The sequence below is a fragment of the Deltaproteobacteria bacterium genome (assembly GCA_016180845.1).
Lineage (GTDB): Bacteria > UBA10199 > UBA10199 > JACPAL01 > JACPAL01 > JACPAK01.
In genome coordinates this window covers 130333-145187 of record JACPAK010000002.1, presented here as the reverse complement: position 1 = coordinate 145187, position 14855 = coordinate 130333, and the positions used below count along the sequence as shown (strand labels likewise).

The following is a 14855-nucleotide window of genomic DNA, read 5'->3' as shown; positions in this document are numbered from 1 at the left end:
ACTGACGATAATGGTTTTGATGGTTCATTTCGTTGATGACAGAACGCTGGGCACCTTCGGGAGTTTCATGGGTGACATCGGCATGTTTGTCGCGAGCCCATTCGTGCCAGGACTCCTCCCAGCAGCCTCACTCGTAAGAACAACCGTTCGTTGCGCGACAGGTAAGGAAGAGTGGAAAGACGAAGCCCCACGACTGGTCTTTGGGACGTTGACAACCCTCCCTTCTCTAGCCTCAGGGGCCTACATCACACCGATGGTCTTAACCTCTCTATCCAAGAGGATCGAGAAAGGGAAATGGGCCACTCTCGCCAGAGACCTCAGCAAAGGATCGCAACACCCTGTCTGGACTGCCTTACAGGAACTGATTGAACGCAAGGGAATTGGAAGACTAGCAAAGGCTTGGAGCCTCCTAAGCCTCCCGCTTCTCCTCATTTCAATCGACTCTGCAGTAAGACAAATCTACGAAAGTGGCCAACAGGCACTTCGAGGAAATCAGGCGATCCTAACCGCCCTCTTCGCATCCGGAGGCAATCTCACCCTTGTCGGTTCTACTTTCTTTTTCTCCGGTATTCTCCCGGCACCACAATTTTCCAAAGAGGCAAGATTCGATCGTGAGGAACTGACCGCTAAGTTTATGCAGCCACGTGAAAAAACATTCAGTGGAAGTCCCCTGGAACTAATCCGCGGCTTTCGATATTTGATCGATATGGCGCTGAAGGCGATCAGTGGTTTCGATCCTAAAAACAACAGATATCATGAGGCTGTCCGTGCCCAAGAGGCATTTGATGACCGTTGCCTCTGGCTTGCCAGCACGGAGAAGCTCACCGTCCGAGGCGGAGGATTGGTTCAAAAAGCGGTTTCAGAGGGGAAAATTGTTTTCAATATCCAACTCTGTCACGGAGGTTTCACTGATTTTGTGATCTCGGACAAGGCGGCAAGACTTCTCGGATGTCGACATGGTCAGTTGATGAAGGAATCTCTTGGCGCCATTGGACCTTTAGCACGTGTCACTTCACAAAAACTCGGCCGTCAACTGGTCATCATTGATCGAAAGGATATTGTGGGTGGTGCCAGACAAATGAGTGAAGGTCTCAAAACAAGATATGCCGACCACGAAGGGGGTATGGTCTACACTATTTATGCGCCGATGACGAGAACAGCCTCTGGAAAGAATGAAATGCTGGAAAAAGAGGCCTGGATCTACACGCGGAAGAATAAGCGGCCTGAGCGAGATTTTGGTCCCTGTGGACCAGACGACTCCACAACACTCTGGATGCCTCATCTCCCCCCATTCCAATATGCCCTGGAGTTGGCACGACAGAATCCCGGAAGGGTCGAAGTCGTGTTCTCAACAATGCAGTATCAAAAAGGTCATACCCTTGTCGATTTTCACCAACCCAAGATGCCCCTCGAACGTTATACAGATCGTCTCTCATTGAGAAATGAGCCATTGGATATTGTCGCCGAAGATTTCCGACGAAATACGATCTCCTGGATGATTACCAACCTTGTTCATGATGGGAGTTACTTCACCCGATATATCCACCGCTATTACTGGATCGATCAAAAGGGGGTCTTGGGAAAGAACATCGGCGGCCCCCAAAATTCATAGACAATCTCCCTCTTGTCTTCTAATTTTCTCAAATGCTCCTCACCGCCAAATGGCTCCTCACCGGTGCAACGCCTCCGCTTAAGGATGCCGCTGTCTTGATTGAAGATGGAAAAATTAAAGATATCGGATCCCGTACCTGGTTTTCCAAAAGGGATGTGAGTGACATCATCGACCTCGGAAATTCTATTCTGATCCCGGGACTGGTTAATGCCCATTGCCATCTCGAGTTTTCGGCATTGAAGGGAAAGATCCCGCCGACCCATTCCTTTACCGACTGGGTCCTCCAACTCCTCGTAAAAAACGCCTCTCTGACTCCCGAAGAATGGAAAACCGGGGTTACAAATGGGATCGCAGAGCTGATTCAGGGAGGAACCACCACGCTCGCCGATCATAGATCCCCTCTTTTGGAACCGATCGAAACCGTGTTTCGGGAATTTCTCTTCTTCGAGATCTTGGGACCGGGTGAAGAACGCGCACGAGAGTCTCTCAAGAAAGGTCATGAAAGACTTGCCGCATTGGAAAGCGATCTTGGCTCTGCTCAAATCTCTCCGCATTCTTTTTATACAGTCCCGGTACCGATCCTTCGTGAGATCCTCGAACCGCGCGCGGGGAACACTCCCCTTTCTATTCACATGCTGGAAAATCATGAGGAAGATGAATTTTTCCGAAAAGGTCTTAGCCCTCTCTCAGAAGAGGTTCTCGAAGCGGGAGGGATAGAACGTTTCCCAGACCCCTCTCCGATACACTGGCTCAAGGAGAACGATTGGCTTAGGTCCCACCTGATGCTCGTCCATGGAAATCACTTAACCGATGAAGAAATCCGGCTCTTGCGGGGGACCGACGTCACTGTTATACACTGCCCCGGCAGTCATCGATTCTTTGGCAACCGTCGCTTCCCTCTGGAAACTCTGCTGCGTCATGGAATCCGTATTGCCATAGGAACAGACAGCTTGGGATCCAACGAGTCCCTTAGTATGTTGAAACAGATGAGAATCATGAAAGAGGAATATCCGTCGCTGGGTGGAGAAGATCTCTTGAGGATGGCGACAATCGATGGAGCCACTGCATTGGGGTGGAATCATGAGATCGGGACGATTGAGATAGGGAAGAAGGCGGATATTATCGCCATACCGATTCGGGATGATAACGTCGACCCTTATGAGGCTTTATTGATGGTAGACGAGGTAAATTTTTCGATGACGGGGGGGAGGGTGATGCGACATGTATAATTCCCTCCGTCATTTTGTCTCCTTCCTCGAAGAACGCGGCCAACTCGTTCGGATCAAGGAACCTGTTTCGGCCGATCTCGAGATCACCGAGATCACCGACCGCACCACGAAGTCAGGCGGCCCTGCCCTCTTTTTTGAAAATGTCATCAAGGTCGATGGGACCCGGTCACAATTCCCCCTCCTGATAAACACCTACGGCACCTGGAAGAGGATGGCCTGGGCCTTGGGTGTTGAGGATGTCGAGGAGATCGCCCAAGAGATCGAAGGGATCCTGAAGACCGAACCGCCGACAGGAATTCTCGATAAACTCAAAATGCTCCCGAAGATGGCCCGGTTCGCCAGCTTCCTTCCAAAACCAGTTTCACAAGGGTCCTGTCAGGATGTTGTTCTGAAAGAGCCGGATCTTTCAATTCTGCCTTATTTAAAATGCTGGCCGGGTGACGGCGGCCCTTACATCACCTTTCCGATCGTGATCACAAAAGATCCTGATACCGGAATCCGGAATGTCGGCACCTACCGGATGCAGGTCTTTGATAAGGAAACAACCGGGATGCACTGGCAGATCCATAAAGGAGGTTCGAAACATTATCAGCGATACCGTGAGCTCAAGAAAAAAATCCCGGTCGCTGTTTGCCTCGGTGGGGATCCTGCTTATGGTTATGCCGCAACCGCTCCATTGCCGGATAATGTCGATGAGCTGATCCTCGCCGGTTTTATCAGAAAAAAAGGGGTGGAGCTGGTTCGATGCCAGACGGTCGATCTCGAGGTCCCGGCCGATTGTGATTTTGTCATCGAAGGGTACGTCGATCCCACAGAACCGCTCGTCCGAGAAGGTCCGTTTGGGGACCATACCGGCTACTATTCACTCGCCGATGACTACCCCCTCTTCCATGTGACCGCGATCACACATCGAAAAGATCCGATCTACCCCACAATCATTGTCGGTCCACCGATCCAGGAAGATGGATGGCTTGGAAAGGCCTCCGAAAGGATTTTTTTACCCCTCATTAAGATGACTTTTCCGGAAATCCGAGATTTCTGCGTTCCGATCGAGACCTGTTTTCACAATCTCGCGATCGTTTCGATCAAAAAACAATATCCAGGGCATGCGAAGAAGATCATGCACTCGATTTGGGGATCTGGGCAATTGATGTTCTCGAAGTGTATCATTGTCGTCGACGAGGATGTCCCTGTACAGAATTTGAAAGAGGTTGCCTGGCGGGTCTCAAACAATATCGATGCCAAGCGTGACATTATCTTCGCGGAGGGACCGGTCGATGCGCTCGATCATGCCGCCCCACAATTCGCCTATGGATCCAAGATGGGAATCGATGCGACGCGCAAGTGGAAAGAGGAGGGTTTTTCACGAGAGTGGCCGGAGGTGCTGAAGATGAATGATAATGTAAAAAGAAGGGTTGATGAAATCTGGAAAAAGTTGGGTCTATGACTGAACAGATACAACAACTTTTCACCTCCATCGCCCCAAAATACGATCTCCTCAACACCCTCCTGAGTTTCGGACAACACAAGCGCTGGAGAAACAAAGGGGTCTCCTATCTCAAAAACCAGAAAAAGGTCCTGGATCTCTGTGCCGGAACACTCTCCATGACCATGGCTCTTCTCGAGATCAATCCTTCAGCAGAGGTCACGGCAGTTGATTTTTCACAGGAGATGTTGGATGAAGGACTCAGACGTCACCCCACTTTGAAAAAGGGGGGACGGGGGGGATTTTCGACAGTCTGCGCCGACTTTTTCAAATTTGATGCCCAACCTTCGTTCTTTGACGGAATGATGTGTGCGTATGGAATGAGAAATCTAGACGATAATCAAGCTGCACTCCGAAAAATCCATCAACTCCTCTCTCCGAAGGGAAGATTGGTGATCCTCGAATTTTTCCGTCCGGATAATTGGGTCATGCAGCTTTTTCATTCGACCTATGCCCAGTTTGTGATCCCACCACTCGGTCGTCTGATCTCGCGTCATCCCCATGCCTATGAGCACCTTCGAGATTCGGTGAGGGGGTTCTACACGATTGACGAGTACTGCCATCTTTTGCAAGAGAACGGTTTTGAGGTGAAGGTGGTCAAGAGGCTGACGGGTGGAATTAGTGGATTGATTGTGGCGGAGAAGAAATGAAACTAGTCATCGGCATTTCAGGCGCATCAGGGGCTATCTACGCCAAGACCCTGCTCGATTTCCTGAAGACCACTCCTCATGAAGTGACCCTCACCGCCTCGGAAAATGCCCTCGAGATCGGTCGCGAGGAGTGTGGGATCAATTATCGGGAGTACGATTTCAAATATTATGGAAGTCGGGACTTTTCAGCCCCGTTTGCCAGCGGATCAGCAAAGTACGATCAGCTGGTTGTGATCCCCTGCAGCATGGGGATGCTCGGTCGGATCGCTCATGGTTACTCCGATGACCTGCTCGCACGGACCGCCGATGTCTTTTTTAAGGAGAGAAGACGGGTCGTTCTCGTCCCACGCGAGACCCCTCTCAGCCTCATCCACATCGAAAATATGCGACTCGTCACGCTCGCCGGCGCCGTCGTGCTCCCGGCAATCCCCTCATTTTATTCGAAACCAAAGACGATCCAGGAGGCGGTTGATACGGTGATTGCGCGGGTACTGGATCAGATGAGGATTGAGAATGATTTGAGGGCGAGATGGGGAAGCTAGCTGATACCCTCTCCCTCATCAAATTCTCCCACACCCTATTTGCTTTGCCTTTTGCCCTCGCCTCGATGTTGGTTGCTGCGAATGGTCTTCCCCCCTTACGAATCATCCTTCTGATCCTCGCTTGTATGGTCACAGCCCGCACCGCCGGGATGGCCTTCAATCGTTATCTCGATGCGGAGATTGATGCGCGGAATCCTAGAACCGCCACTCGTGAAATCCCCCGCGGTGTTATCAGCCGCCGTTTTGCCTTAAGCCTCTCCGTGATCTCTGCCCTTCTTTTTGTACTCAGTGCCGCTGCGATCAATCCCCTCTGTCTTCGCCTCTCACCTATCGCCCTTTTCTTTGTTTTTTTCTATTCGTACACAAAACGATTCACTCCACTAGCGCATCTCTTTGTCGGGATTGCCCTGGGGCTTGCTCCAATCGGGGCCTGGATCGCCACCACGGGAGAGTTCGGTTTGGAATCATTGATTCTAGGAATTGGTGTCCTCTTTTGGGTCGCCGGTTTTGATATTATTTATGCAACGCTCGATTCTGAATTTGACAAAAAAGAAGGCCTGCATTCGGTGGTCGTCGCGCTTGGAATCAAAAAAGCACTTTTAGTTTCCAGACTCTTTCACGTGATCACTTTTTTGGGTTTTTCACTCTTTGGAATTTTGATCGAGGCTTCCTGGAGTTATTGGTTCGCCCTTGCCATCTGCCTCTTCCTGCTTGTCTATGAACATACCCTCGTAAAGCCGAACGACCTCTCGAAGGTCAATGCCGCCTTCTTCAATATGAATGGGTATGTTTCGGTGGTATTCTTGGCGGGAGTAATTATTTCAGTGTTCTGAAATAAAAAGGGGCGTCCCGCGCTGCGGGGCGCCCCTTGGAATTCCCTACTGGTACTCCAGCAGGATGCCCAAGCCTATTTTTCAGGGATCAGCGTACACCCGCTCATCCCGAGTTTTCTCTGAAGCCTCGAGGTATCTGGCTCTCCGAAGGTGTGTGGCGAAATCGGGCTTGTTTCGCCATCCTTCCAGTTCAGCGTCCCATTGCCATCCATATCTTCCTGGCCATCAAACAGAGTGTCACCGTCCGTATCGTTATCACACGGATGCGATTCACCAAACTCAAGCACCTTTTCAGCCGGCAACGGTTGACCACCGACCATGAGGGTCGATTTGAACCGGGAACCGATATTGGTGAAAAGACCGTTCAAGTTAGAGTCTTCGAAATTATCTTCGATACCATCCAGATCCGAATCCTTCAGATACCCGGAGCTCTCAGGATTCAGTGAATTCCCCGTCGCATCGAGGAGTCTTGCACCAGAGGCATCGGTCAGACGGCAAGGACCGGTCGCCTGCAACTGACCGCCTTCCCAGAGACCATTCCGGTTTCGATCCTCAATACCGTCCGGAATAAGATCTCCATCGGTATCATTCAAGCGTGGATTCAGTTCACCATAGTCATACCGACCATTCTGATTAGCATCCTCGACACCATCCGGAATTCCATCATCGTCGCTATCGGCATCACGTGGATTCGTTTCTCCAGTCCCCTTTTCCGCATCCATTTCTACCTCACCACTCTTGTTGCTATCCTCAACACCGTCCGGGATCCCATCACCATCGGTATCGGGATTAAACCGGTCGGTTTCGCTCTCGGCGCTGATGATACAGTCAAAATCAGGGTCTTCTTTAATATCTGGAACACCATCGCGATCGGAGTCCTTCAGGACACCCGGATCTCTGCCGGTCGCTGCCAGACACTGCTCACGCGAGCAGACCTCTTCTTCCAGAGAAACCGGTACTGTGATACTCGGCAAGACTCCACCAACATCAGGCCGTTTCTGACAACCATCAACACGGTCTGAGAGTCCATCACCATCAGAGTCACGCGCATAGAGACTCGTATCAAAAGGATCCGACTCCGTCGGTCCATGACCATTCTGAACGATGATCCCAAAGTAGAGACAGTTCTTGTTCGAATCTTCCTCGACATCCTTCAGTCCGTCGCCATCGGAGTCTTTCCCTTCGTCATCAAAGCTCGAGGCAGGATTACATCGTGTCAGACAGGTCGCATCCGAGCTGTAGGCACAAGGATCCTCAAAGTCGTTTCGACCATCATCATCGGTATCAGGATCAAATGGATCGGATTCATAAGGACCGACCTGACAATTTCCATCGGAATCCTCATCACCGTTCGTTAAGGTATCACCGTCGGTATCGCGCGTTTCCCACTGACCCTTAAGCTCAGGGTGTCCGCATGAGTCATCGCGATCGTCAAATCCGTCTCCATCCGTGTCGGCACTATATGGATTCGTCTCGAACTGATCGATCTGACAGTTGCCATTGGCGTCTTCGTCACCATTCGGCAATCCGTCAAAATCGGCATCAAGGGCCGCCCATCGTGAATGAAGAGTCGGATGCCGGCAGGTGTCGTCGCCGTCCCTAATACCATCATCATCGGTGTCATCATCATAGGGACTCGTTTCCCATTCATCGAGATCGCAATCCGATACGTCTCCTGCCGAGTCCTCCTGACCATTCGTGAGACCATCCCCATCACTATCGAGGTTGGTCCACACCTCGTGCAATTGTGGATTTCGGCACGAGCGATCACGGTCTTCCAATTCATCGTCGCTGGTGGCGGCAGGACTATACGGATCGGTCTCAAGCGGATCCGCTGGGAAGAAGATACAGTCACCATCCCAGTCCTCCTGCCCGTTCAGAAGACCATCACCGTCGGCATCAAGGCTCTGCCAGAGTGCCGGATGGCTTCGGCAGGTCGGATCCGAAGTGTCGATAATACCATCACCATCCGAGTCAGCAGAGAGCCAGTTCGTCTCGTTCGCATCGTAACGGCAATTCCCGTTCGTATCTTCCTCAATATCATCGAATCCATCGCCATCGGCATCTTTGTCACTGTCACTCGTGATCGTATAGTTGAGCCTCCCGAGACCCTCATTGTTACAATAATGCCTGAGACAATTTGGCCATTCATTCGACTCATCCTGACTTGGATTCAGGTGAGGACATCCATCATAATAATCGGTTCCTCTCGCCTGTTGGGTTCCAGAAAGAGGATCAAACAGCGGATCTCCGGTCGGATCGCCATTTTCATCGTAGATATAGGCATCATTATCGGTATCGGCATCCCTCCAATCGGTCTCTTTACTCACAACAGCCCGACCCATCTTCGCACCCCGAAGATCAGTGGGACCGGTATAGTCACAGTAACCATCCGCATCTTCTGTCAGATCTGACAAATTATCACCGTCATAATCATATCTATCGCGATCGACCAAGTTCCCATGACCGACATGCTTCCCATTCTTGATATCGCCGTCAAACCCACCTGGTTTGCAAACGTAGGCGCATTTCGGGTCGGAATCGAGGGGGCAGGGATCTTCCCTGTCACTTAAGGGATAATTTGTTGTTTCACTCTCGCTGCACGCACCATCACCATCGATATCGATACAATCATCATCGGAATTATAGTCAAAAGGACCCGACTCCTCAGTCACCCCAATGCGATCAATCGCACAGTTTCCATTCAGATCCTCAATCTTGTCATTCCGTCCATCGCGGTCGGTGTCCCAATTGTCCGGCAACATCGCAAAGAGGTCCGGACGGCAGAGTGACTGAACGCAGCTAAAATCAGCGGTGGCAACCGCAGCCAAATTTTCTGGAAGAATTTCTCCTTCAGGAGCTTCGAGTGTCCCCTGATTCGGACAGAGATCCTTTCCCGGTGAAACAGCTCCCTCAGGAATCCCATCACCATCGGTATCATCGCTGTAGGGATCGGTTTCCTGCCAGAGATAGATCTTGTTCCCGAAAAACTGCATCCTCTCCGGGGAAAGACACTTGGTATAGGCGTCTCCTTCTATTTCAGCGATCGGCTGTGTTTCTGGTGTCCCCTGGACAAGCGCACCGTTTTCTCCACTATCTGGATCCCAATACCGCGCACCTGCTATATTTCCTTCAATATCTCCGTCGCAGTTTTCAAAACGATCCGGGATACCATCATTATCAGAATGGAGATCGTTGGCATTGTAACCATCGCTCCGACCATCACAGTTGAACGGATTCGCTGCATTCGGGCATCGGAAGACCCGATCTTTTTGCGTCTGGGTTAAAAGAGTATTTCCCTCATTATCATCGATACGTTGCTCCTCCGCCGCAAGTACCCCAACCAAGTCCACATATTCATTATGTGCCGCTTCATTTCGAAAATATTCATGCAGGTCATCGATACCATCACCATCGGTGTCCTGTGCCATCAACCGCTTCATCTCATCCGTCGCATCACCTGGAATCGGACGGGTAAAACCAGAAAAAGGGAGATACGGGACCGACTCACCGGGATCCAACTGGCAGTTATGGTTTCGATCCTCTTCCCAGTCTTTCAGATCATCCCCATCCTGGTCGATATCATCATACTCAAATCGGGAGTTTCTCTGGCAACGGGTGTCCGAAACCTGCTCCGAAAAGAGCGGCTGAACAGTCCCTAGTAAAAAGAGAGAAAAGACGAGAAAAATTTTGAATGTTTTTTTGTAATTCATCATTATTTCCCTCCCAATGCTTCAAATCTCCACCCAAAACCACCCCAGATAAATTGTTCATTGGGAGTGGCCACACTGATCGGCTGATTCTGCCTATTTGGAGGAATCTCACTCCGCGGAATTCCACGGGCAACAAGGCGCTCTTCGTCACCGATTTCTGAATCAATATCTCCTGTCCATCTAAAACCATATCCGAAAACAACATCGATCCACCGACTTAAGTGGACCCGACCTTCGAAATCGAGTCCAAAACTATTCGTCGACAGACCAGGAAACCGGTGGACCGTTGGGGCCAAGGTCCGACCATCCTCATCCTCATTGATTTCCAGACCGGTAATGTAGGCCCCTCCTGTCTGTCCGACTCCTTGGGCATCTGCCATGTAGGTCGTACGCACATAGCGGGGCGTCACGAAAAACGAGACACCCGTGATCGCATCATTTCTAATGGGAACCTCCACTCCGATCGGCACCCCAAGACTCCAATCCTCCTGTTTCACCGGAGAATCCTGGACCAATTCTCTGAGGGCTTCCGGTAGATCACCTTTATCCAAGTCCCACTTCGTCTGGTCCCAACCAACAGCAACACCAGCTAAGAAGTAAGGGCCATTCGGCGTAATCCTGAACCAGCGATTGTGCCATTCTCCATAAAACCCCAACGCCCCAAAAAGCCCATTGGATTTTGGGTCGTAGGTGTATTGAGGATTAGGGGAACCATGCGGATCGTCCGTGGTCTCAAAAGTACCGTTTCCGGCACTCGAATGGACAACCCTCCAGGTCGCCCCGAAACGGGCAACATGACACCATTTTCCTTCTCTGAAATTGCATTGGGGGAGGGGATCTTCTTTCGGCTCGGATTTCTTCGCATTCGCAGCCTCAACCCGCGCCTTTTCGGCCTCGGCATTCAGCTTATCGATCTCGGCCTGAGTCTTTTCCCGTTCTAATTGCTCTTTTGTTTTAGGGGGTGGTGGGGCAGCAGGGGCAGCTGTGAAACTACCCAAAACGAGGGGGTGGATACCTGGAGTAGAGGCCATATTTTTTCTCCTCACCTTTCATTTCTCCCCCCAAGAAGAAATTATGTTTCGCGCACCGAAATTTTCGTCGCCAACGACAAAAAGTTGCTAATAAATATCGTTAAAGATCAAATTCCCACTTCAGCAGCGCCATCCCCCCAGAACCGTCGAAATGAACCGGGTTCAGGACCTCCTGTTCCTCCTCCATCCCGATCTTCTCTCCATCCACCTCCTGCCGGAACCCGAGCACATCCAATGAAACCCCATGACCAAAATCCTTGGTCAGCTGGACCGACGTGACCCCACCCTCCATCCGTCCCCTCTCGGCATCCTCCTCCCCTTCGGTAAAGACCTGCTGACCATGCATCAGGGCAATCTTCATTTCCCAAGGGAGGCTTACAGCAATCGCCCCATACGACATCACACGAGTTTGTTCGTGAGCTGTTTCACCCTCATCCGGGTCGACATGACTCTTCACTCCTCCCCCATACAGGGTCACACGTTCGCTGAACAAACCCTCCAACACCGCATAACCCCCTGTCACATGCGTCGTCCCTTTCCCATCGGTAAATTTATTCAGCGCCGGCTCCTGAAGGGCATTCCGCCTCGTATGCTGAAACCCTCCTCGAAAGGTCAAGGTGTCTGTTAAGAAGATCCGACCGGAGACAAGGATCGACCATCCGGATGCGGCATGACCACTACCAAACGGACCCGCCTGTTCTGTCACGAGACCAGCACCTCCTTCTACATTCAAGGAGATAGCCCTGTTTACATCGATCTCTTGCAATCCACCTCGAACCGCAAATGTGGAGGGAACCCCTGTCCCCGTGATGACCGCCGCAAAAGGGTGATCGATCGCAGGGCGCAGCTCTTTAGTAGAGGGCTCAGCTGTTGTTGATCCTAAGGCGATATAAGGAACAAAGAGCGGTGGTTTTCCCTTGTGAGAGACAGCAATAGAGGGAACGAGATTGTTATGCTTGGCCTTGACTCCTCCCTTCGATCCTTTCGCATCGATAAGAAAAGGGACAAAGATCCATTCAGCCTCAAACAGATGATATTCATCCCCTGGTTCATCCCCCGTTGGCCTCACTCGAATAGGGGTAAGGTCCGTCGGATCCCGCTCAAAACTGGCTGCCTTCCCGACATAGCCACTGATCGAAATACCAGTCGCCATACCGATCTTTTTGATCAGTGGAAGTCCAGCCTCCACCTCTCCTTTCGCCTCGGCGATCTGGCATTTCTCGGCACTCGTGGAAGAGCCGTTACAAAACCCCACATTGGCTCCCCCCGTGACTTTTACCCCTTCAGCCATAATTCAATTTTTAAAATACGAACGTCAGCTGGGTCCGGATGATCTGATCATTGACATTGCGAACACCATTCACATTCATGATCTGGGAGTATTCCATCTGAAGTTTCAAATCGTGTCCCCTGAAGTAGGTGTTGATTCCACCAACCCATTCATGAACCGGGGTTCCAGTCCCGATCTCCGAACCTGTTTTCGTAATTCCTGTACTGGCCAACGCGGGAAATGGAAAATCAGGAAAAACAGACGCCCATCGACCAGCGACCTCCACTCTTTTGGGAATGATAAACATCCCGTTCTGAACCATCACCCCATGGTCGATCGTTCGAAAAACGGTATTATAGGCGAGTTGCCACTGACTCATGAGACTGAACCCATGCCAGGTAAATGAACCATCGAGGTCACCACGCAATATCTTATCCTCCAGGGGATCGATCGACTGTTCCACAAAGGTACTGAATCCCTCGGTCTCCTGATCGGCACCGAAATCAAAGAGGAGTGTTCCCCCCAAGCCTATATTGGGTGACTCTGACATATCGTAATCACCCTGATAACTTGGTATCGTCCCCATAATGACTGATTGCAGGCGGGCACCAACAAGCATTTCTTTGTTGAGGTTCTGCCCCGCTTTCGCCGGATTGTTTCCGCCACCATTCGCAATGAAAACAGCATAGTCGAGCGGTTTGACGATCTTTCCTGAAATCTGAAGACCATAATCGCGATTGACCGTAAAATGGCTCCAGACAATGGAGGTATCGACGAGATGGAGACCAACAGAGGAATAAACATCTTCACGATTGATCGGTATGTAAAATCTTCCAATCCGAACCTTGAAATAATCAGCGAGCTCGAAATTGACATGCGCATCCCGAACGTCGGCCCCCTTATTAAATTCAACGGTCAGGGTGTATTTAAACTTCGGTGAAAAACTGTGCCCGGTAAAATAGGTCCGCATCCGTGAGAGCCCAAAGCTATTGGTGTCAAGGGCTGCCTCTTTTGCGACATACTCGTGGCGGGGCTGGATCTGAATATTGAATTTAAATTTGAAGTTCTTGTCGTCGGAAAGCAGGTAAAACCCCTTGTCATAACCGCCGTCAACGGCAAGTCCGATCCGACAAACAAAGAGAAAAACGATACCGAAGAGAATCTGGAAAAATTTTCTCATGGCAATCAAATTATCGACCGCAACTCCTTAAAGTTGCTAGAAAACAAAGGTTAACTGTGTCCTGACCCGCTGATCGTTGATATTTCTCGCACCCCCTACATTCAAGATCTGCGAGTAATCGATCTGGAGCTTCAGATCATGCCCCCTGAAATAGCTATTGAGTCCAGTAACCCACTCATGAACCGGCATCCCGGTTCCCAGTTCACCTTCCTCTTCATCATCAGGAGCAGTAATCCCTGTATTGGCAAGGGCCGGAAAGGGAAAATCGGGAAAAACAGACGACCAGCGACCCGCAATCTCAATCCTCTTCGGAACAACATAAAAGCCGGTCTGGGCTGTGAGACCATGGTCGATAGTACGCACTCGTGTATTATAGGCATACTGCCACTGGCCGATCAGGCTAAAGCCATACCAGGAAAAACCACTATCAATGTCTCCCCTGACAAGCGCAGGTTCTAGCGGATCGATCTGCTGAGTCCGAAAATCCTCAAAATCCTGGGTTTCTTGATCCGCACCAAAGTCATAGAGAATAGTTCCTGCAATACCCAGATTTGGGCTTTTTGAGATCTCCGGATCTCCCTGATACTCAAATTGTTCACCCAGGATGTTGTATTCCAGTCGAGTCCCAACAAGCAGATCCTTGTTCTGATTTTTGCCTGTCGTTGCCGCCTTTTCACCGCCACCATTCGCCACAAAAAGATAATAGGTCAGTGGGTCCAGGGGACTCCCATAAATCTCCATTCCATAATCCTCATTCACACCGAAGTGGTCAGAAACGATCGAGACATCGACAAGCTGCAACCCGGTATTCACAAAGACATCTTCACGATTAATCGGAATAAAGTAGCGTCCGGCAATCACCTTAAAATAATCGGTAAAGGCAAGATTCAGGTAACCTTCATTCATCCCGGCCCCCTTACTGAATTCGACAGAGAGGAAATACTGATACTTCGGTGAAATACCATGCCCCGTAAAATAGGTCCTTAAAAGGGCGAGCGTGAACGAGTTTTCATCGATGGAAGACTCTTTTGAGACAAACTCATGGAGCGGTTGGGCCCGGATATTGAATTGAAATTTGTAGTTCTTGTCATCCGAGAGGAGGTAAAAACCGCGTTCATAACCAGCATCGAGGGCATATCCCAGATGAGGGATGAGAGAGGTCACAAAAATGATAAGAAGAACGCTCCTCACGGTCCTGATAAGCATCTCAGCCAATGTATCGAAAAATCAGGGCGAAACGTTGCTAGTGAAATAAAGGGCATTTGACAGGAAGTGGCTGAAAATACTAGGGTGCTCCAACTTTTAAACA

The 14855-nt window shown here is 50.4% G+C and carries 11 protein-coding genes; 6 read left to right on the top strand and 5 right to left on the bottom strand.

The window, feature by feature from the left end:
- Nucleotides 1-19 precede the first annotated feature (19 nt).
- The 6 genes from HYT76_04845 to HYT76_04820 are packed head-to-tail and all read left to right on the top strand — an operon-like array spanning nucleotide 20 to nucleotide 6352.
- Complete coding sequence (locus HYT76_04845; protein MBI2082877.1) at nucleotides 20-1612, top strand: hypothetical protein; 1593 nt, start codon at nucleotides 20-22, stop codon at nucleotides 1610-1612.
- A gap of 32 nt (nucleotides 1613-1644) precedes the next feature.
- Complete coding sequence (locus HYT76_04840; protein MBI2082876.1) at nucleotides 1645-2841, top strand: amidohydrolase family protein; 1197 nt, start codon at nucleotides 1645-1647, stop codon at nucleotides 2839-2841.
- Nucleotides 2834-4288, top strand: a complete 1455-nt coding sequence (locus HYT76_04835; protein ID MBI2082875.1) for a menaquinone biosynthesis decarboxylase — start codon at nucleotides 2834-2836, stop codon at nucleotides 4286-4288. Before HYT76_04840 ends, HYT76_04835 begins: the two co-directional genes overlap by 8 nt.
- Nucleotides 4285-4977 carry a ubiquinone/menaquinone biosynthesis methyltransferase gene (locus HYT76_04830; protein ID MBI2082874.1) on the top strand — a complete coding sequence of 231 codons (693 nt, stop codon included), beginning with the start codon at nucleotides 4285-4287 and terminating at the stop codon, nucleotides 4975-4977. Before HYT76_04835 ends, HYT76_04830 begins: the two co-directional genes overlap by 4 nt.
- The gene (locus tag HYT76_04825) at nucleotides 4974-5519 is read left to right on the top strand and encodes a UbiX family flavin prenyltransferase (protein ID MBI2082873.1); all 546 of its coding nucleotides are present in this window, start codon (nucleotides 4974-4976) and stop codon (nucleotides 5517-5519) included. Before HYT76_04830 ends, HYT76_04825 begins: the two co-directional genes overlap by 4 nt.
- Entirely contained in the window at nucleotides 5507-6352 is an 846-nt protein-coding gene (locus HYT76_04820) for a UbiA family prenyltransferase (GenBank protein ID MBI2082872.1), read from the top strand. The genes HYT76_04825 and HYT76_04820 overlap by 13 nt, the downstream gene beginning before the upstream one ends.
- 74 nt (nucleotides 6353-6426) lie before the next feature.
- Here HYT76_04820 and HYT76_04815 read toward each other — a convergent pair whose 3' ends face one another.
- The 5 genes from HYT76_04815 to HYT76_04795 form a co-directional block, all read right to left on the bottom strand.
- Complete coding sequence (locus HYT76_04815) at nucleotides 6427-10068, bottom strand: hypothetical protein (protein MBI2082871.1); 3642 nt, start codon at nucleotides 10066-10068, stop codon at nucleotides 6427-6429.
- Nucleotides 10068-11096: a hypothetical protein gene (locus HYT76_04810; GenBank protein ID MBI2082870.1), complete on the bottom strand. Its 1029-nt coding sequence runs from the start codon at nucleotides 11094-11096 to the stop codon at nucleotides 10068-10070. The genes HYT76_04815 and HYT76_04810 overlap by 1 nt, the downstream gene beginning before the upstream one ends.
- Before the next feature lie 100 nt (nucleotides 11097-11196).
- Nucleotides 11197-12387 carry a hypothetical protein gene (locus tag HYT76_04805; protein MBI2082869.1) on the bottom strand — a complete coding sequence of 397 codons (1191 nt, stop codon included), beginning with the start codon at nucleotides 12385-12387 and terminating at the stop codon, nucleotides 11197-11199.
- A gap of 10 nt (nucleotides 12388-12397) precedes the next feature.
- Nucleotides 12398-13546: a hypothetical protein gene (locus HYT76_04800; protein MBI2082868.1), complete on the bottom strand. Its 1149-nt coding sequence runs from the start codon at nucleotides 13544-13546 to the stop codon at nucleotides 12398-12400.
- Between the two features lie 36 nt (nucleotides 13547-13582).
- Nucleotides 13583-14752 carry a hypothetical protein gene (locus tag HYT76_04795; GenBank protein ID MBI2082867.1) on the bottom strand — a complete coding sequence of 390 codons (1170 nt, stop codon included), beginning with the start codon at nucleotides 14750-14752 and terminating at the stop codon, nucleotides 13583-13585.
- Nucleotides 14753-14855: the final 103 nt, after the last annotated feature.

Bases quoted from the DNA above. Each gene is read 5' to 3' on its own strand.
- HYT76_04845 (MBI2082877.1), top strand. From the start codon at position 20: ATGGTTCATTTCGTTGATGACAGAACGCTGGGCACCTTCGGGAGTTTC.
- HYT76_04840 (MBI2082876.1), top strand. From the start codon at position 1,645: ATGCTCCTCACCGCCAAATGGCTCCTCACCGGTGCAACGCCTCCGCTT.
- HYT76_04835 (MBI2082875.1), top strand. From the start codon at position 2,834: ATGTATAATTCCCTCCGTCATTTTGTCTCCTTCCTCGAAGAACGCGGC.
- HYT76_04830 (MBI2082874.1), top strand. From the start codon at position 4,285: ATGACTGAACAGATACAACAACTTTTCACCTCCATCGCCCCAAAATAC.
- HYT76_04825 (MBI2082873.1), top strand. From the start codon at position 4,974: ATGAAACTAGTCATCGGCATTTCAGGCGCATCAGGGGCTATCTACGCC.
- HYT76_04820 (MBI2082872.1), top strand. From the start codon at position 5,507: ATGGGGAAGCTAGCTGATACCCTCTCCCTCATCAAATTCTCCCACACC.
- HYT76_04815 (MBI2082871.1), bottom strand. From the start codon at position 10,068: ATGATGAATTACAAAAAAACATTCAAAATTTTTCTCGTCTTTTCTCTC.
- HYT76_04810 (MBI2082870.1), bottom strand. From the start codon at position 11,096: ATGGCCTCTACTCCAGGTATCCACCCCCTCGTTTTGGGTAGTTTCACA.
- HYT76_04805 (MBI2082869.1), bottom strand. From the start codon at position 12,387: ATGGCTGAAGGGGTAAAAGTCACGGGGGGAGCCAATGTGGGGTTTTGT.
- HYT76_04800 (MBI2082868.1), bottom strand. From the start codon at position 13,546: ATGAGAAAATTTTTCCAGATTCTCTTCGGTATCGTTTTTCTCTTTGTT.
- HYT76_04795 (MBI2082867.1), bottom strand. From the start codon at position 14,752: ATGCTTATCAGGACCGTGAGGAGCGTTCTTCTTATCATTTTTGTGACC.